At 44.1% G+C, this 18,329-nt stretch carries 15 protein-coding genes, 1 other RNA gene and 1 other annotated feature; of the genes, 11 read left to right on the top strand and 5 right to left on the bottom strand.

Translation table 11 applies throughout. From position 1 onward, the window contains the following. The first annotated feature begins 71 nt into the window (after nucleotides 1–71). The 6 genes from HCJ54_RS07180 to dtd all read left to right on the top strand — a co-directional run bounded on the left by HCJ54_RS07180 (nucleotide 72) and on the right by dtd (nucleotide 6,850). Nucleotides 72–635 carry a hypothetical protein gene (locus HCJ54_RS07180; protein ID WP_187137152.1) on the top strand — a complete coding sequence of 188 codons (564 nt, stop codon included), beginning with the start codon at nucleotides 72–74 and terminating at the stop codon, nucleotides 633–635. 49 nt (nucleotides 636–684) lie between these two features. Then, entirely contained in the window at nucleotides 685–1,014 is a 330-nt protein-coding gene (locus HCJ54_RS07175) for a LapA family protein (protein ID WP_036066784.1), read from the top strand. Between the two features lie 105 nt (nucleotides 1,015–1,119). Then, on the top strand, nucleotides 1,120–3,483 hold the full coding sequence (gene recJ, locus HCJ54_RS07170) for a single-stranded-DNA-specific exonuclease RecJ (RefSeq protein ID WP_187137151.1): 2,364 nt from the start codon (nucleotides 1,120–1,122) through the stop codon (nucleotides 3,481–3,483). Continuing rightward, complete coding sequence (locus tag HCJ54_RS07165; RefSeq protein ID WP_036066787.1) at nucleotides 3,480–4,001, top strand: adenine phosphoribosyltransferase; 522 nt, start codon at nucleotides 3,480–3,482, stop codon at nucleotides 3,999–4,001. The genes recJ and HCJ54_RS07165 overlap by 4 nt, the downstream gene beginning before the upstream one ends. Nucleotides 4,002–4,153: 152 nt before the next feature. Beyond that, entirely contained in the window at nucleotides 4,154–6,373 is a 2,220-nt protein-coding gene (locus HCJ54_RS07160; RefSeq protein WP_187137150.1) for a RelA/SpoT family protein, read from the top strand. A gap of 21 nt (nucleotides 6,374–6,394) precedes the next feature. Beyond that, complete coding sequence (dtd, locus tag HCJ54_RS07155; RefSeq protein WP_187137149.1) at nucleotides 6,395–6,850, top strand: D-aminoacyl-tRNA deacylase; 456 nt, start codon at nucleotides 6,395–6,397, stop codon at nucleotides 6,848–6,850. Nucleotides 6,851–6,939: 89 nt separating this feature from the next. Here dtd and HCJ54_RS07150 read toward each other — a convergent pair whose 3' ends face one another. Then, nucleotides 6,940–8,226 (bottom strand): N-acetylmuramoyl-L-alanine amidase family protein, encoded by a 1,287-nt coding sequence (locus tag HCJ54_RS07150; protein ID WP_187137148.1) that lies wholly within the window; start codon nucleotides 8,224–8,226, stop codon nucleotides 6,940–6,942. A gap of 157 nt (nucleotides 8,227–8,383) precedes the next feature. After that, nucleotides 8,384–8,622, top strand: a binding site (T-box leader). A 297-nt stretch (nucleotides 8,623–8,919) separates the two neighbouring features. On the opposite strand from HCJ54_RS07150, the gene hisS reads away from it, so the two are divergent. Both hisS and aspS read left to right on the top strand, forming a co-directional pair. After that, a complete protein-coding gene (gene hisS / locus HCJ54_RS07145) occupies nucleotides 8,920–10,212 on the top strand; it encodes a histidine--tRNA ligase (RefSeq protein WP_187137147.1) in 1,293 nt (430 codons plus the stop codon). Continuing rightward, a complete protein-coding gene (aspS, locus tag HCJ54_RS07140) occupies nucleotides 10,209–11,978 on the top strand; it encodes an aspartate--tRNA ligase (protein ID WP_187137146.1) in 1,770 nt (589 codons plus the stop codon). The genes hisS and aspS overlap by 4 nt, the downstream gene beginning before the upstream one ends. A gap of 134 nt (nucleotides 11,979–12,112) precedes the next feature. Here the strand turns inward: aspS and HCJ54_RS07135 are convergent, their stop codons facing one another. The 4 genes from HCJ54_RS07135 to cymR form a co-directional block, all read right to left on the bottom strand. Continuing rightward, complete coding sequence (locus tag HCJ54_RS07135; RefSeq protein ID WP_036066795.1) at nucleotides 12,113–12,490, bottom strand: hypothetical protein; 378 nt, start codon at nucleotides 12,488–12,490, stop codon at nucleotides 12,113–12,115. Between the two features lie 153 nt (nucleotides 12,491–12,643). Further along, a complete protein-coding gene (locus HCJ54_RS07130; RefSeq protein WP_036066796.1) occupies nucleotides 12,644–13,012 on the bottom strand; it encodes a P-II family nitrogen regulator in 369 nt (122 codons plus the stop codon). A gap of 12 nt (nucleotides 13,013–13,024) precedes the next feature. After that, nucleotides 13,025–14,230 (bottom strand): ammonium transporter, encoded by a 1,206-nt coding sequence (locus HCJ54_RS07125; protein WP_185409154.1) that lies wholly within the window; start codon nucleotides 14,228–14,230, stop codon nucleotides 13,025–13,027. A 269-nt stretch (nucleotides 14,231–14,499) separates the two neighbouring features. Beyond that, nucleotides 14,500–14,919, bottom strand: a complete 420-nt coding sequence (gene cymR / locus HCJ54_RS07120) for a cysteine metabolism transcriptional regulator CymR (RefSeq protein ID WP_036066798.1) — start codon at nucleotides 14,917–14,919, stop codon at nucleotides 14,500–14,502. 200 nt (nucleotides 14,920–15,119) lie between these two features. On the opposite strand from cymR, the gene HCJ54_RS07115 reads away from it, so the two are divergent. The 3 genes from HCJ54_RS07115 (at nucleotide 15,120) to HCJ54_RS07105 (ending at nucleotide 18,322) form a co-directional block, all read left to right on the top strand. Beyond that, nucleotides 15,120–16,394, top strand: a complete 1,275-nt coding sequence (locus HCJ54_RS07115) for a replication-associated recombination protein A (protein ID WP_187137145.1) — start codon at nucleotides 15,120–15,122, stop codon at nucleotides 16,392–16,394. A gap of 133 nt (nucleotides 16,395–16,527) precedes the next feature. Further along, nucleotides 16,528–16,717: non-coding RNA, 6S RNA (ssrS, locus tag HCJ54_RS07110), on the top strand. Between the two features lie 459 nt (nucleotides 16,718–17,176). After that, a complete protein-coding gene (locus HCJ54_RS07105; RefSeq protein ID WP_187137144.1) occupies nucleotides 17,177–18,322 on the top strand; it encodes a cysteine desulfurase family protein in 1,146 nt (381 codons plus the stop codon). Nucleotides 18,323–18,329 lie beyond the last annotated feature (7 nt).

Here is an 18,329-nt window from a genome sequence, read left to right as displayed (position 1 = left end):
TGGATCAAATATTTTAAAAAGTAGAAAAATCGCTCGTCCTCAGATGATTGGAAAGAAATGAGGAGATTTTGATGGATAGAGAGATTTTATGTCGTGTATTGAAAAAGGCAATGAAGGCGCGAACGATGGTTTATATTTATAACGACGCAACGAAAAAGGATAGCTGGTATGTTGGCTTTGTCCAGTTAGTGACGAAAGATTATCTTGTTTTGGAGACGGTGACGAGATTGGCGCGAGCGGATGGGCATCTGATTATCCGCTTGGATTTGGTTTTCCGTGCAGATACTGGTGGTCTTTCTGGGACGAGGATGGAGCGGCTGTATGCGCTACATCACGAGCAGCACGAGAGGTTTGATGTGAGTACGTTTGGGAATCTGTTTGAGAATGGATTGCAAATGGCGCTCGCGCACAAAGCCCCTATTTCGGTGGATTTGGACCAGGATGACGAACGGGAAACGCTGAATGGGTATGTTCGCCAAATTGCGAAGGATCATATCGTGATGGAAGACTTTGATGATAACGCCAATTCCTATGGTGAGATTCATTTTGAACGTGTGTCGATTGTGGACGTCCAGTGGGGAACGCGTGATTTGAAAAATTTAGATTTATTGTATAGACAAGAATCATGGGATTAAACGCGTGCTTTTGCGGGTATTTGATAAATGGAAGAAGGAGGTTTTTGCAATGAAAGTACAATGGCAAGTTATTGTTGGGATTATTTTAGCTATTATTATTGCGATTTTTGCAATTGTGAATGTTGATTCGGTACAGGTGAACTTCTTGTTCGCGAAGGTGGAGTGGCCGCTTATTCTCGTTATTTTAGGATCGGTTCTAGTGGGGGGCTTGATTTTCTTCTGTATGAATATTGTTCGCGTCAATTCGATGAAAAAGCAAATCAAGACGCTCGAGTCTGCCAAAAAGGAATTGGAACGTTCGCTTGCTGCTGAGAAGTCACGCAAAGTGAAGGTTTCAGAAGTGGAAGTTGCGGATAGCGAGCCTAAGCCAACCGTTTAAAACCGAATAGAGAAAGATCACTGCTTTGTTGGTGGTCTTTTTTTATGGCGTGTACATTTTTGGTGTTTTTCGGTATAATGGGTAAGGTTGAGGGGTGGTATATTCATGATTCATTCTAAATATAAATGGCAGATTGAAACAAGCGACGCTACGGCGATGCAACAAGTAGCAGAGGAATTAAAATGCACGATACCGATGGCGGAATTGTTTGCGCGTCGTAAGGTCACGACTGCGGGGCAATTGGATAAATTTTTAAATCCGGATAAATATGCGGCATATGATCCATTTTTGCTAGCGGAAATGGGGCTTGCGGTCGATCGAATTAAGCAGGCAATTGAGGCGGAGGAGCACATTCTTATTTATGGGGATTATGATGCGGATGGTGTGACGAGTGTAGCGGTGCTGCTAAAGACATTACGGAAGCTCGGCGCGAATGCTGATTTTTATATTCCGAACCGATTTACGGAAGGCTATGGGCCGAATGTGGCGGCGTTTACGGAGGCGAAGGAAAGTGGCGTGGACCTGTTGATTACGGTGGATAACGGAATTGCGGCGCTTGAGGTGATGGAGCACGCGAAAACGATTGGGTTGGATGTGATTGTGACGGATCACCACGAGGCGAAGGATACGATGCCTGAGGCGGTCGCTGTGATTCATCCGCGGCATCCGGAGTCCAATTACCCATTTCCTGATTTAGCGGGTGTAGGAGTGGCTTACAAGCTTGCTCACGCGCTTCTAGGCGAGGAACCGGCGGAATTGCTCGATTTAGTAGCGATTGGGACGGTGGCAGATCTTGTGTCACTAACGGACGAGAATCGACTATTCGTGCAAAAAGGACTGCGCGTTTTGCGTGAAAATGCGAATATCGGTGTGGCGGCTTTGGCGAAATTGGCGAGCACGAAATTGCCTGAGGCGAACGAAGAAACGATTGGTTTCATGATTGCGCCACGATTGAATGCGGTTGGACGTCTTGGCCCTGCGGATCCGGCAGCGGACTTGTTGCTCACAGAAGACCCGGAAGAGGCGGCTTTCTTAGCAGAAGAGATTGATGAGGCGAATAAGGAACGGCAAACGATTGTTGCGCAAATTTCGGAAGAGGCGATTGCGATGATTGAGGCGGAGTATCTCGGTGACGGGAATGAAGTGTTGGTGATCGGGAAAGCGGGTTGGAATCCTGGTGTTGTTGGAATCGTGGCATCACGGTTAGTGGATCGCTATGCGCGGCCTGTGATTGTGCTTGGCATCGATGAGGTGACGGGAATGGCGAAAGGTTCCGGACGTAGCATCGAGGCATTTCACCTGTATCAGGCGCTGGACGCGAATCAGACGTTGCTGAAAGCGTTTGGTGGACATCCGATGGCTGCTGGTATGACGCTTGATATGGCGGATATTGGTGCGTTGCGTGAGAACTTAGCACAACTGGCGCGGGAAACGTTGACGGCGGATGATTTTGTTTCTATTTTACGAGTGGAAGAAGTAATTCCAGTTGAAACGGTGAGCCTTGAGTTTATTGCTCAGCTGAACAAGTTGGCGCCGTTCGGGACGGATAATCCGAAGCCAGTTTTTGCATTAGAAGGCGTGAAATTGAGCGGTACGAAGCGAATTGGTGCGGATAAGACGCATTTGAAGACTGCAATCACAGCAGATTCAGGAGCTGCAATTGACGCGGTTGGTTTCGGGACTGGCGAACTTGTTGAAAAAATTTCTCCGATGGCAAAAGTGGATGTGGTTGGCGAGCTATCGATCAATGAGTGGAATAATATGCGCAAGCCGCAACTTCGGATTGTAGATTTGAAAATAGGGCATTGGCAGTTGTTTGATGTGCGAAGTCGTGCAGAATGGGAAAAACTATTGCAAGCAGGTAGTACAGCGGATAAAGTTTTTGTCTGCTTCCAAACGGCAACGCGAGAAAAGTTACTAGCGGCGAATGCCAATCTTGTTTGTGCGCAGATTGATACCACAACAGATGTTGTAGATGCTGCTACCAAAGATTTAATTTTTGCGGATATGCCAGATGATGTGGCGTTGCTTGAAGCGATTGTTGCGAACACGGAAGCGGACCGGATTTATCTTCACATTGCGGCTGAAAACGGCAATGCGATCGCTTCGATGCCGAGTCGACAACATTTTGCACAACTCTATGCGGTGCTTAAAAAACACCAACCATTTTCACTCGCACAAAACATGTCGCGCCTTTGTAAACAGTTTAATTGGACGAATGATCAGATCGAGTTTATGTCACGCGTGTTTTTTGATCTAAATTTTGCTACAATGGAGGATGGCGTGATTAGTTTGAATGAAGTTGGGGAAAAGCGTAATCTAGAGGAGTCGAGTGTCTATAAAGCTCGAGAATATCGGATTGCGATGGAGCAGAAATTACTCTACTCTAACTACAACGAATTGTACGATTGGATTGAAAAGTTGATGAATTCGAAGGGGAATTCAATTTTGGAGGAAATAGTAAAATGAACTTAAACGACTTGAGAAATTATGTAGCGATTGTCAATGATTGGCCGAAAGAGGGTATTGTTTTTAAAGACATTACGCCGCTTATGAGTCATGGGGAAGCTTACAAATTCGCAACGGATCAAATTGTAGCATACGCAAAAAAATTAAGCGTTGATGTTATCGTTGGGCCAGAAGCGCGTGGCTTTATTATCGGATGTCCCGTTGCTTATTCACTTGGCATTGGTTTTGCGCCTGTTCGTAAACCGAATAAATTGCCGCGTGAAACGGTAGATATGGAATACGATTTGGAGTATGGCACCAATAAATTATCGATGCACAAAGATGCGATTAAGCCAGGGCAACGCGTCTTGATTACGGATGACTTGCTAGCGACTGGAGGCACGATCGAAGCGACGATTAAGCTTGTTGAAGAATTGGGCGGTGTTGTTGCAGGCTGCGCGTTCTTGATCGAGTTGACAGAGCTTGAAGGTCACAAGAAACTAGAAGGCTATGACCGTCTTATTTTGATGGACTTCTAAAAATGTGTATTTTTCTAATAAGGCCAGTAAAATTGCTTTGTTAGCCACATAAAACATGTTATAATATCAGATAAGAATTATTTTAAAGAGCACTCATTCGTGGGTGCTTTTACATACTTTATAAAGCTTGGGATGAAAAGGGTGTGGGGACTATGGCTAAAGAACAAAATTTAACAGCGGAACAAGTAATTGAAATGGCTTCTCATTATATGAATGAGGAGCATCTTGCGCTTGTCAAAAAGGCTTGTGACTACGCACGTGAGGCGCACAAAGATCAATTCCGCAAATCGGGAGAACCTTATATTATTCACCCAATTCAAGTGGCTGGGATACTGGTGGATCTAGAAATGGACCCGGCGACCGTTGCTTCTGGTTTTTTGCATGATGTTGTCGAGGATACGCCGATTACATTACAAGACTTGGAAGAAGCGTTTAGTCCAGAGATTGCTATGATCGTCGATGGTGTTACGAAACTTGGGAAAATCAAATATAAATCGCATGAAGAGCAGCAAGCCGAGAATCACCGCAAAATGTTTATTGCGATGGCACAAGATATTCGGGTTATGCTGGTGAAATTGGCGGATAGGCTGCATAATATGCGGACATTGAAGCATTTACCGGTGGAAAAACAACGCCGGATTGCGAATGAGACGTTAGAAATTTTTGCACCGATTGCGCATCGTTTGGGGATTTCACGTGTGAAGTGGGAACTGGAAGATACAGCGCTTCGTTATTTAAATCCGCAGCAATACTACCGAATCGTGCATTTGATGAAACAGAAACGGGAAGAGCGCGAGCGTTATTTGCGCGACGTGATCGACGGTGTGAATGAGAATCTAGATGAGCTGCATATTAAGGCGGATATTTCTGGTCGACCAAAGCATATTTATTCGATTTACCGCAAGATGTCAGAGCAACATAAGCAATTCAATGAAATTTACGATTTGTTGGCGGTCCGGATTTTAGTGGATAGTATCAAGGATTGTTACGCTGTTTTAGGTATTATCCATACGCGATGGAAGCCGATGCCAGGCCGTTTTAAAGATTATATTGCGATGCCGAAATCCAATATGTACCAATCGCTTCATACGACGGTAATCGGGCCTCAAGGTGAGCCACTCGAAGTGCAAATTCGAACACTGGAGATGCACCAAATCGCAGAATATGGGGTTGCGGCACACTGGGCTTACAAAGAGGGGAAAGTTATCAATTCGAAGACTTCCTTTGATAATAAAATGAGCTGGTTCCGCGAAATTATTGAATATCAGAATGAATCAGAGAATGCAGAAGAATTCATGGAATCACTGAAACTCGATTTGTTTACGGATGTTGTGTACGTTTTTACACCAAAAGGCGATGTTTTCGAACTACCAAATGGTTCTGTACCGCTTGATTTTGCGTACCGAATCCACACAGAAATCGGAAATAAGACAATAGGCGCTAAAATTAACGGCAAAATTGTCACGCTTGATTATAAATTAAAAACAGGCGATATCATTGAAATTTTGACATCGAAGCATTCGTATGGACCGAGTCGTGATTGGTTGAAACTTGTGCAGACGTCACAAGCGAAAAACAAGATTCGTCAGTTCTTTAAACGTCAAGCGAAAGAAGAGAATGTTGAAAAAGGTCGCGATATGGTCGAGAAGGAATTGCGCCATCTTGATTTTGAGCCGAAGAAAGTGATGACGACCGAGAACATTAATAAGCTAGCCGAACGCTTGAATTTTAGTCATGAAGATGATTTGTTTGCGGCGGTTGGGTACAATGGCATTACAGCGCTCCAAGTAGCGAACCGGTTGACGGAGAAAGAGCGTCGCGAGCGAGAACTGGAGGAGCAAACCGAGAAATTATTGAATAAAGTCGAAGCAAAGGCGAAAAATCCTACTGATAGTAATAACGAGCGTTTGAAAATCAAGCATAATGCTGGCGTCGTTGTTCAAGGTGTTGGCAACTTATTGATTCGCTTATCACGATGTTGTAATCCAGTGCCTGGCGACGAAATAGTTGGTTATATTACGAAAGGCCGCGGGATTTCGATTCATCGAAAGGATTGTCCGAATGTCAATGGTCCTGATACGGAGCGTTTAATTGATGTGGAGTGGGAAGACACCGATATGACGGCTAAAACCGACTATAACGTGGATATCGAGGTATTTGGCTATAATCGCAATGGCATGCTAAATGATATCTTACAAGTCGTGAACAGTCTGACAAGTAATATTAACGGTGTCAATGCAAAGGTAGATAATAATAAAATGGCAACACTCGTTCTAACACTTCAGATTCACAATATTAATCATTTGCAGCGGGTCGTTGATAAAATTAAGCAGGTTCCTGATGTGTATACAGTGAGACGCTTAATGAATTGATAGTGACTGGAGGAATGCGTCATGAGAGTTGTGGCACAGCGTTGTTATGAAGCGAGCGTAACGATTGATGATGAAAATGTGGGTGAGATCGCGGGCGGGCTTTGCTTGCTTGTTGGTTTCACACATGGCGATACAGAGGAAGATGTGGCATATATTGTTCATAAACTCGTGGGATTGCGTATTTTTGAAGATGAAGCGGATAAGATGAATCTGTCTATTAAAGATTTTGGTGGTGCGATTCTTAGCGTTTCGCAATTTACACTATATGCTGATGTGAAGAAAGGGAGGCGCCCGAGTTTTACGAATTCCGCGCCACCTGACGTAGCATCGGATTTATATGATTTGTTTAACAAAATGCTCGCAGCACATGGATTGGTCGTGGAGACGGGAGTTTTTGGGGCATCGATGGATGTTTGTATTGTAAACCATGGTCCCGTAACGATTATTCTAGATTCACAGGAGTTACTTGGGAAATGAAGAAATGCGCTATCAAGATTTTTTTAGAATCTTGATAGCGCATTTTTTTGTGTCTTCGAAAAGTTGGACAAGCCCGTGAGGCACTTTGTTTAGTTTTTAAAATAATTACTTAAGCCTTCGTAGATCGAGTTGGCAACTTCTTCATGAAAACCATCGGAGTTCATTTTTTGCTCATCAATGGTTGAGCTGAGATAGCCAAGTTCGAGTAGCACGGACGGCTGGGTGTTCTCGCGTAACACATAGAAGTCACCAGAACGGGTGCCGCGGTTTTTGCTGGATAGGTTACTCGCAAGACTTTCGTTTATGCTTTCTGCTAAGCTTTGATCCTTATTTTTGTAATAATATGTTGTCTGACCATTAACGCTTGAATCGCTAGCATCTTCCACAGAATCAAAATGAATGGAGACGAAGGCATCCGCGTTATACTTTTCGGCTTTTTTCGCACGATCTTTGAGGGAGATATATTCATCTCTACTCCGCGTCAAAATAACTTTCGCACCGCTTTGTTCTAAGCGAGCTGCTACGGCTTTGGCAGTTTTTAATGTTGCTTTCTTTTCAATAGTACCATTTTTTCCTTTGGCGCCAGGATCGTTTCCTCCGTGACCAGGATCAATAACGATGGTAGCTTCGGCGAGTGAAGTTGTTTTCGACTTTGCGGCCTTCTTTGTTTTGGAATTAGAAACGTCGACAACCCAGTTAGCCACATAGCCTTGTTGACCGGAAGATGTAGTGATTTGGTACCAATCCCCTTGAACGCCATCAATATTGTAGACTGTTCCAGAATCAGCTTTCTCAACGGTGCTATTATTTCGGCTTGGACCAGAGCGAATATTGGTACCATTAGACCTGATAGTAAGTGTTTGTAAGCTGTTTTTGGATTCTTTTGTTGCCGATTCTTGCATCTTGATGTAGGACGAATTAATCCATGCGGTCTGACCTTGGTACTGGATTTGAGTCCAGCCGTTGGATTGACTTGTCACAGTGATTTGATCGCCACCTTTAAGGCTTCCGAGAATTTTAGCATTGGTTGATGGCTTGCTACGAACGTTCAAGCTACCATCACTGGTCACGGTGGCTAAACTATTACTAGAAGCACTGACATCGATATTTTTCACGAGCCAGCTGGCCACATAACCGCTCTGACCGTCGCTTAACCGAACTTTATACCATTTATTTTCTTCATCGATTACATTGAGGATTTCATCTTTTCTGACTTGTGATGTGACGTCGAATGCGAGTCCTGGTCCGCTTCTGACGTTTAGAACTTCGGCTTTTACTTGCACCGTGTTAGCGTTCGCCATCGCAATTGTAGATAATACGCCAGCTGCGATGAGTAAGAATGATAGCACGGTTATAAACAGGAACTTATTTTTCATCAATGGACACCACCTATACCCCTATAAAAATAACTACTTATAGAAAGATTATCATAAAACATGTTATTATGAAACACTAAACCTATCTTTTCGCGATTTATTTTAAAAACATTATTGACTTTCTAGGCAAATTCTAGTAGTCTTAAGGGTAATTAATAGATGACCGATGACGGAGAAAAGTATGGCAAGCATTTGCTGGTAAGAGAGATAGGTTCTTAGGCTGGAAAACCTATTGCAGTTAAACTGTCAAAAAGACACTCCCGAGGCTTCTTACTGAACAAGCGCACTTAGTGCTAAGTAAGTAAGAACGTTAACAGGCGTTAACTGTTTTTGAGTGGAGGAGCTATATGGTTTCTCAATTTAGGGTGGTACCACGGGTTAACTCTCGTCCCTTGTTTTATTTAGTTAAGACGAGGGATGGGGGTTATTTGTTGTTGCTGAGGCTCTTACGAAGCGTCTCTAGCTGAGTTAGAGCCTCAGTATGCATGCGAGCGTAGCGAGCATGTAATCCACCAGTGGCTCTCACGATGGAACAAACGCCGAACAATTGCACAGTGAAGAACCAAATATTTTCACGAAATATTCTTGCCTAACGGGAAGCTTGGAGGAAAGTAACCCCATCACTCATTTTTAAAAACAGTTAAACCATCAAAGTCAACGGCACTATCGTAATTTTTAGGAGGGATTTGAAGTATGCAAATGAAATTGCCAAGAGGAACGCGCGATATTTTACCTGGAGAAGTAGAGAAGTGGCATTATGTAGAGCGCGTTTTCCAATCGATTTGTGAGAGGTTCCAATATGAAGAAATCAGGACGCCGATTTTTGAGCATACCGAGCTATTTCAACGCGGTGTGGGCGATACGACAGATATAGTATCTAAAGAGATGTACACGTTCGAGGATAAAAAAAATAGAAGCTTAACATTGCGCCCAGAAGGTACGGCATCGGTTGTACGGGCATTCGTCGAACATAAATTATTCGGACAAGTGAATCAGCCTGTCAAACTTTACTATTCAGGGCCAATGTTCCGTTACGAACGACCACAGGGCGCGAGACAACGCCAATTTACGCAAATGGGGCTTGAAGCACTAGGCAGTAATGATCCAGCGATTGATGCGGAGGTTATCTCGCTTGCGATGACGTTTTACAAGGAGCTTGGTCTCCAAAACATTGAATTGGTCATCAATAGCTTGGGCGATAAGGAAAGTCGTTTGAAGCATAAAGATGCTCTAGTCGCGCATTTCGAGCCACAGATTGACGAATTTTGCGCAGATTGCCAAGTGCGTTTGCATAAAAATCCGTTGCGTATTCTGGATTGTAAAGTGGACCATGCGCATCCGCTTATTGCAACGGCACCATCGATTTTAGAATTTCTAAATGAGGAATCGACGGCGTATTTTGCGAAAGTGAAGGCGTATTTGGATGCTTTAGGCATTGCTTATACAGTCGATCCGACGCTTGTTCGTGGTTTGGATTACTACAATCATACGACATTCGAGATTATGAGTACGGCAGAAGGGTTTGGCGCGAAATCTACACTTTGTGGTGGCGGTCGCTATCACGGATTGGTACAGGAATTTGATGGCCCAGAAACACCAGGTGTTGGCTTTGGGCTTGGCGTCGAGCGCTTGTTTGCTGCCCTTGATGTGGAAAACATTGAGCTTCCTGTGACACGCCAATTAGATTGCTATGTGGTAACGGCGACGGAAAGTGCCGAAATCAAAGCTGTAACAATCGTGAACGAGTTACGCCTAGCCGGTTTTAGCGCAGAAAAAGATTACATGGGTCGCAAGATGAAAGGGCAATTAAGAGACGCCGATCGTAAAAACGCACAATTTACCATGATTTTAGGAGATTCAGAGCTAGAAAATGGTGTTTGTCAACTGAAAAATATGCAGACAGGGGTACAGATGGAGATTCGTCTGGAGGCTGTTACGGCTGGTTTAGAGACTGCATATAAGCAATTAAAGGGGGAAAAACAATGAAGAAAAGATCATTATATTGCGGAGATGTAACCGAAAGACATATTGGTGAAAAAGTAACCTTGCACGGTTGGGTACAAAAGCGTCGAGACTTAGGCGGTCTCATTTTTATTGATTTACGCGATCGGGAAGGGATTGTCCAAGTCGTTTTTAATCCGGATTTTTCTGCTGATGCACTAGCGATTGCGGAGTCTGTTCGTAACGAATTTGTTGTAACAGTTGTTGGTACAGTCGCAGCGCGCAGTGAAGGAGCGGTCAACGATAAATTGAAAACTGGTCGCATCGAAGTTTTGGCAGAGGAGATCGAGGTGTTGAACGCTTCGAAAACACCGCCGTTTTATATTGAAGATGGTGTCAATGTTTCCGATGAACTACGATTGAAGTACCGTTATTTAGACCTACGTCGCCCAGAGATGAACGAGATTTTCCAAATGCGTCATACAGCGACAAAAACATTCCGTCAAAAATTAGATCAAATGGGCTTTTTTGATATTGAAACGCCGTATTTGACGAAGAGTACGCCAGAAGGTGCGCGTGATTATTTGGTGCCGAGTCGTGTGTATCCTGGTAATTTCTATGCATTACCTCAATCACCACAAATTTTGAAGCAGTTGTTGATGTCTGCTGGTTTTGATAAATATTACCAAGTGGTGCGTTGTTTCCGTGATGAGGATTTGCGTGGCGATCGTCAGCCGGAGTTTACACAGATCGATTTAGAGACAAGTTTCCTGACAAAAGAGGAAATTCAAGCGATTACCGAAGAAATGTTGGTTGCGGTTGTAGAAGCGACGAAGGGAATCAAAATCGAGAAACCGTTCCCGCACATGACGTACGCAGAAGCGATGGATCGTTTTGGTAGCGATAAGCCGGATGTACGTTTCGGTTTAGAATTGAAAAACATGGCAGAAGCAGTGGCAAATGTTGATTTCAAAGTATTCACGAATGCGATTGAAAATGGTGGCGAAGTAAAAGCCATCAATGCGAAAGGCGCAGCGGCGAGCTATTCACGTAAAGATATCGATGCACTAGGTGAGTTTGTCGGCAGATACGGCGCGAAAGGCCTTGCTTGGATGAAAGTGGAAGAGGACGGCTTCAAAGGGCCGATTGCGAAATTCTTCACGCCAGAAAATCAAGCGGCAGTAGCAGGCGTTTTAGATGCAGAGGTTGGCGATTTGCTACTATTTGTGGCTGATAAAGCAGAAGTAGTAGCAGCATCGCTAGGCGCTCTCCGTTCGAAACTTGGTCAAGAGCTTGATTTAATCGATCAAAATGAATTAGCGTTCTTATGGGTCACGGATTGGCCGTTATTTGAGTATGATGAAGAAGCAAAACGCTTCGTGTCTGCGCACCATCCGTTCACGATGCCACAAGACGCAACCTTGCTTGAAACCGCACCAGAAAAAGCGATGGCAGAAGCCTACGATATCGTGCTAAACGGCTATGAAATCGGCGGCGGTTCACTCCGTATTTATAAAAAAGACATGCAACAACAAATGTTCCGCGCGCTAGGCTTCACGGATGAAGAAGCAACAGAACAATTTGGCTTCTTGCTTGAGGCGTTAGAATATGGAACACCGCCACATGGTGGAATTGCGCTAGGGTTAGACCGCATTATCATGATTCTTGCTGGTCGGAATAATTTGCGTGATACGATTGCTTTCCCTAAAACAGGAAGTGCAGCTGATCCGCTAACAAATGCTCCAAGTGAAGTAAGTGCAGCCCAATTGGCTGAGTTAGAGCTTGCGATCGAAGCGAAGAAAGCAGAATAAGGATTACGGAATTAAATTTGACAATCGGGTTAGCTTTGAAATGTATGTAAAACAAAAAAACGCAGGCAACGCAATGCAGCGCTTTGCCTACGGTTCTAGAGATGTTGTCCAATCAAAATCGGATAACATCTCTTTTAATTTGCCGGGAAAGTGTCGATCATCGTGACCTCGACATCATTCGCTAAGATACCGGTATTGGCATCGTTGGACCAAAACGGGCCTTCTAGCGTTTTCTTTTCTTTGTCACTCACTTTATGTTTATCATAAAACTTGGCTTCTACAGTATAGCGATTGCCCACTTTGATGGAATCCCATTGTGATTCGTCAAGGCTAAGCTTAATCTTTTTGCTACCTGCTCCTTCAATGTTTCCTGAAATGGAATTATCGTCATTCTTCTGAGTGACTAGAAAATTAAAAGAAACATCTATCGGGGAAGCGGAGTTTTGCAGAAAATAGTAACCTCCTGCTAAAAAAACAATCGCGATAATTGTAAAAAAGGGGATCTTTCGCATCTTTGTCTATCTCTCCTTCATATATAAAAACATCCATTTTAGCTACTTCTTTATTATAAGCGCTGTTTTTCGTTTCGGGAAGGGGAAAACGCGATTTCTCATTGTATTTTTAGAATTAGTTCCTATTTCTTTATCCGCATCTCATTTTGAAGGCTATTTTTCCTTGGGATGGTCTTGTAGGGCATCGACACCACGTTCGCCGGTGCTTATTTTAATGACTTCAGCAACGGGATAAATGAAGACTTTACCGTCGCCAGGCTCGCCGGTTCGTAGAGTATTTTTGACAACTTCTAGCACGGCTTCGACTGGCACGGTGCTGACAACAATTTCGATTTTCATGCGTTCGTGGATATTATTTTCTTTCTTTTTGCCGCGATACAGTTCGATTAAACCTTTTTCGAGACCAGTACCGAGGGCTTTCGTGACGGTTAGGCCGCTAACGCCGATTTCTGCAAGCGCTTTTTGGAATTCGTAAAAACGATTTGGACGTGTAATGATTTCGATTTTTGTTAAGTTTGACAATAGAACCACCCCTTACTCATGATAGGCTTTTTCGCCGTGAAGCGTTAAGTCAAGCCCTTTGTATTCTTGATCTTCATCCACTCTGATAGGTATGAATATTTTGATAACATAGATAATGATGATGGTAGCAATCGCAACGAACACGACTGTGGAACCGATAGCGATGAGTTGTTTGCCAAGTAGGCTAGCGTTTCCGTAAAAAAGACCGTCCGCGCCAAGTTTGTTAATTTTGGTAGTAGCGAAAAGGCCTGTGGCAATGCCGCCCCAAATTCCGCCGATACCGTGCAAACCGAAAGCGTCGAGGGCATCATCGTACTTCAATTTCCCTTTCAACCAGAATACAGCCCAGAAACAAATCGCGCCGCCGAGGAATCCAATCAATAAAGCACTGCCTACTGTCACAAAACCGGCAGCAGGTGTAATGGAGACAAGACCCGCAATTGCGCCAGAAATCGTGCCGAGCATCGTCGGTTTTTTATTAATCATCCATTCGACAGCGACCCAACCGACGATTCCGGCTGCAGCGGCTGAATTGGTGTTGACGAACGCGGCCATTGCGACATTATCGATTGTCAGCGCGCTACCAACATTGAATCCATACCAACCGAACCAGACTAATATACCACCAATTAAAGCGAGTGGCAAATTATGTGGGGAGGAATTCTCCGCTTCCTTACGCCGCCCGAGCACGATCGCGAGCACAAGCCCTGTAATACCAGAACTAATATGCACGACATTCCCGCCGGCAAAATCAAGCGCGCCGAGTTCGCGCAACCAACCACCGTCGCCCCAAACCCAATGAGCAACAGGAGAATAAACAAGCAAGGACCATAAAATAATAAAAATTAAGTATGCCGCAAAATTCATCCGTTCCGCAAAAGCGCCAGAAATAATAGCCACTGTTAAAATAGCGAATGTCATTTGGAACATCATGAATAAAATATGTGGAATCGCATCGGAGTATGTCGCGTTGGCATCAAACCCGACGCTGTGCAAAAAAGTCCAATCAAAGCTTCCGATAAAAGCATTTCCTGGTGCAAAAGCAAGGGAATAACCAACAACAACCCATAGAATAGAGATAATCGCCATCGAGCTAAAGCTGTACATTGCGGTACTAAGCACGTTTTTACGGCTAACCATCCCTCCATAAAATAAAGCAATCCCTGGTGTCATCAGCCAAACTAACAAGGTACAAAAAAACATAAATACTGCTTCCATGTGACACTCTCCTTTTTGTTAGATAATCTAACATTTGTTTTTTGTTTATGTGATAATAATACTGCAAATTGAGAATAAAGCAAGCTATTTTAGCTATAAAATCAAATTTTGTTAGATAATATTACATGAAGCGCTTTCTTTATATCCTTTTGCGATTGTTTGAAGTTTTAATTACAATATTCTTTTTATTAGAAGTTAATTTTTTGTGAGAAAATAAGGCGAGGACTCACATCGAAATGTGGATCCTCGCCTTATTTTATTCTTTTGTTTTAGATGTAGAACATGTAGCCATCGAGCAATGGATCATCGCCGTGGCTCGCCAAGTCTTCCAATGTAGTGCTGTCTAGCACTTCTTTGACGGCATTACGAATCCGGAGCCAAAGTTCGCGCTGGGCAGCTTCTTCCTCTTCGATGCTTTCGACAAGCACAATAGGGCCTTCCAACGTGCGGATGATGTCGCCAGCTGTGATTTTTGCGGGTTCGTCACCTAGGATATAGCCGCCGTGTGCGCCGCGGATACTCTTAACAATTCCGGCGTTGCGCAGTGGGCCGATGAGTTGTTCTAAGTAATGTTCGGATAAGCCTTTTTTCTCAGCGATGGAACGTAACGAAATGGGACCTTGTCCGAAACAACGCGTTAATTCAAGTACGATAGTTAAGCCATACCGGCCTTTTGTTGTGATTTTCATAATAACCTCCAAATAATGTTGCGATTTTCTGATTGGGTAAGAAGAAAGCGTTCTATTAATCGCTATACTTGAATCATTATAAAGCATATGTTGGAAAGAAGCGAGCAAAACTTGAGGTGTTTGATTTTTGCTGTAGGAACGAATGTTCTTGTGGTATAATAGGAGAATGAAATGAATGACGAGTAAAGGGGTGGAGGAATATGGCGATTCAGCCACTTGCTTACCGTATGCGGCCGAAGTCACTGGATGATATTGTGGGTCAGACGCATCTAGTGAGCAAGGATAAAGTGATTTATCGGATGGTAAAGGCAAAACAATTGTCTTCCATGATTTTATATGGACCGCCTGGTATTGGGAAAACCTCGATTGCTAGTGCGATTGCGGGCAGTACGAAATACGCTTTTAGGATGTTAAATGCGGTGACGAATAATAAGAAAGATTTAGAAATCGTGGCGGCAGAGGCGAAGATGAGCGGGACGGTTATCTTACTTTTGGATGAGGTGCATCGTTTAGACAAGCCGAAACAAGATTTTCTGTTGCCGCATTTAGAGAGTGGCCAGATCATTTTGATTGGGGCGACGACGAGTAATCCGTATATTGCGATTAACCCGGCAATCAGGAGTCGGACGCAAATTTTTGAATTGAAGCCGTTATCGGTAGCGGATATTGAGGTGACGATGGATCGGGCTTTGATGGATGCTGAACGAGGGCTTGGCGCGTATGATGTTGTGTTGGATCAAGATGCGAAGACACATTTAGCGACGGCGAGTAACGGAGATGTTCGGAGTGCCCTGAATGCCTTGGAACTGGCGGTTATTTCATCGGAACCGGAGGAAGATGGCAAAGTGCATGTGACGATTGGTGTCGCGGAAGAGTGTTTGCAGCGGAAGAGTCTGGCGCATGATAAGGATGGCGATGCACATTATGATGTGTTGAGTGCGTTTCAGAAATCGGTTCGAGGCAGTGACGTGAATGCAGCACTCCATTATATGGGTAGGTTGATTGAGGCAGGCGATTTAATAAGTATTAGCAGGCGGCTTCTGGTGATGGCGTATGAGGATGTTGGGCTTGCGAATCCGCAGGCTGCGACGCATACTTTGTCGGCAATTCAAACCGCTGAAAAAATCGGCTTTCCAGAAGCGCGAATTCCGCTCGCTAATGCTGTTATTGAACTTTGTTTGTCGCCGAAATCAAATTCGGCAATCGTAGCGATCGATAACGCGCTAGCAGATATTCGAGCTGGTAAGAGCGGTGAAGTTCCCGATCATTTGCGAGATGGTCACTATTCTGGTGCGAAGGAGCTCGGTCGGGCGTTGGATTATAAATACCCGCATAGTTATGATAATGCGTGGGTAGATCAACAGTATTTGCCGGATCGGCTTTTGCAAGCGAAGTATTATGAACCGAAGTTGACGTCAAAGTATGAGCAGACGATTGCTGGGGTTTATGAGAAGATTAATCAGAATAAAAAGTAGTCCTTTTTATGGCATGAGAGAAATTAGAGGAGATGACGCTTACATTGGAGTTTCGTCTTCGTAAAAAAAGATACGTTATTGAGTGCTCCAAATTGAAATCTGCAAAATTATGTGTTATTCTTAGGTCAATAAAGAAACCCTAATGTATTCGTTATGGTACCTATATTATTGAACCGAACAATTTGATCTACCTAGGGAGCCCGAGTTCGGGCGCAGCGCACATGCCTTTTCACGAGGACTTGTAAACCGTCAGACAGAGCACCCACCTGCTGTTAATAGCGGGTTCAAACAATGGTATTAAAGACGGTACGATTGGGGTTTCTTTATTGTTAAAAATAAGATTCGAGCGCTTCATTTGTGAACGGGATTTTGACGTTTTGCAAAATGGGGCGTTTTTTGTTGTGGCTTTTACGAAGCGTCTTTTGCTGAGTTAGAGCCTCAATATGCATGCGAACGCAGTGAGCAGGTAATCCCTCAGTGGCTCTTAGACGCAAAGCTTGGAATGAATGGAAGGGCAAATATAAGCATCCTCTGTTTATTCAGAACAGCCACAACACAAAGATAAATAACCAATCTTAATAAATCAAGCAAACATTATCCATCAGGTTTCCCAACTGATACATCGACCTAATTTTACTCAAACCAAACTTTTATCAGATCTCAGAACTAAACCCATACTGCTTTTTTGCTTTCGGCGGCATTTCTTGCTAAAATGGGAGTGGTTATAAAAACAAGTTTTAAAGACTGATTATTGGTTTTTAGTATAGAAGGAAGCGATTTTAATGATAGAACGAGTGTATTTGGATCATGCTGCGACGAGTCCGATTCATCCGGAGGTTGTGCAGGCGATGCTGGCTAGTTTTACGAATAATTATGGGAATCCATCTAGCATTCACTTTGCTGGGAGAGAGGCACGGAAGGCGCTTGATGAGGCGAGGGAAATTGTCGCGCGAAGTATTGGTGCGGATGAGCGGGAGATTGTGTTTACAAGTGGCGGCACGGAAGGCGATAATATTGCGTTGATTGGGGCGGCCTACGCGAATCGTGAGCACGGCAAGCATATTATTACGACGGCGATCGAACACCCAGCTGTTTTGGAGTCGTGTGTGTATCTGGAAACACAGGGGTTTGATGTGACGTATTTGCCGGTGGATAAGACGGGTGTTATTTCACTCGAAGATTTTGACGCGGCGCTTACGGATGATACGATTTTGGTTTCGATCATGTATGGCAATAATGAGATTGGCTCGGTTCAACCGATTCGAGCGATTGGTGAGCGGCTTGTGGAGCATCAAGCGTTGTTTCACACGGATGCGGTACAGGCTTTTGGGATGTTCGAAATGGATGTCGCGGAGCTTGGCGTGGATATGTTGACAGTTACGGCGCATAAGATTAATGGACCGCGCGGGATTGGCTTTTTGTATGTGAAAAATGGGACGAATTTGGAGTATCCTTTTCACGGCGGGGAGCAGGAGCGTAAGCGTCGAGCTGGGACGGAGAATTTGCCGGGGATTTGTGGTATGGCAGAAGCTGTACGGATTTCTTTGGAGTCACGGAAACAAAAACGTTCGGATTTTGCGGAGTATAAGCAGGTTCTAGTGGATACTTTTGCGGAGAACGGAATTCTATTTGAGGTGAATGGTTCGCTTGAAAAGGGGTTGCCGCATATTTTGAATGTGCGCTTTCCGGGCGTTTCGGTGGAGCAGTTATTGATGAATTTGGATATGGCGGGAATCGCGGTTTCTAGTGGTTCGGCTTGTACAGCTGGCACGGTGGATCCGTCGCATGTCTTGGTGGGACTGTTTGGTGCAGACCATGCGGGTGTGCGCGAATCGATTCGAATTAGTTTTGGCCTTGGTAATTCTTACGAGGAGATCGAGAATGCGGCAAGCGAGATTGTAAAAGTGGTACAGCGACTTTGTAAGTGAAGGTGAG

This window comes from Listeria grandensis (assembly GCF_014322885.1).
Lineage (GTDB): Bacteria > Bacillota > Bacilli > Lactobacillales > Listeriaceae > Listeria_A > Listeria_A grandensis.
Note: the sequence above shows the minus strand (reverse complement) of the source record. Positions and strands in the feature narration are given on the sequence as shown.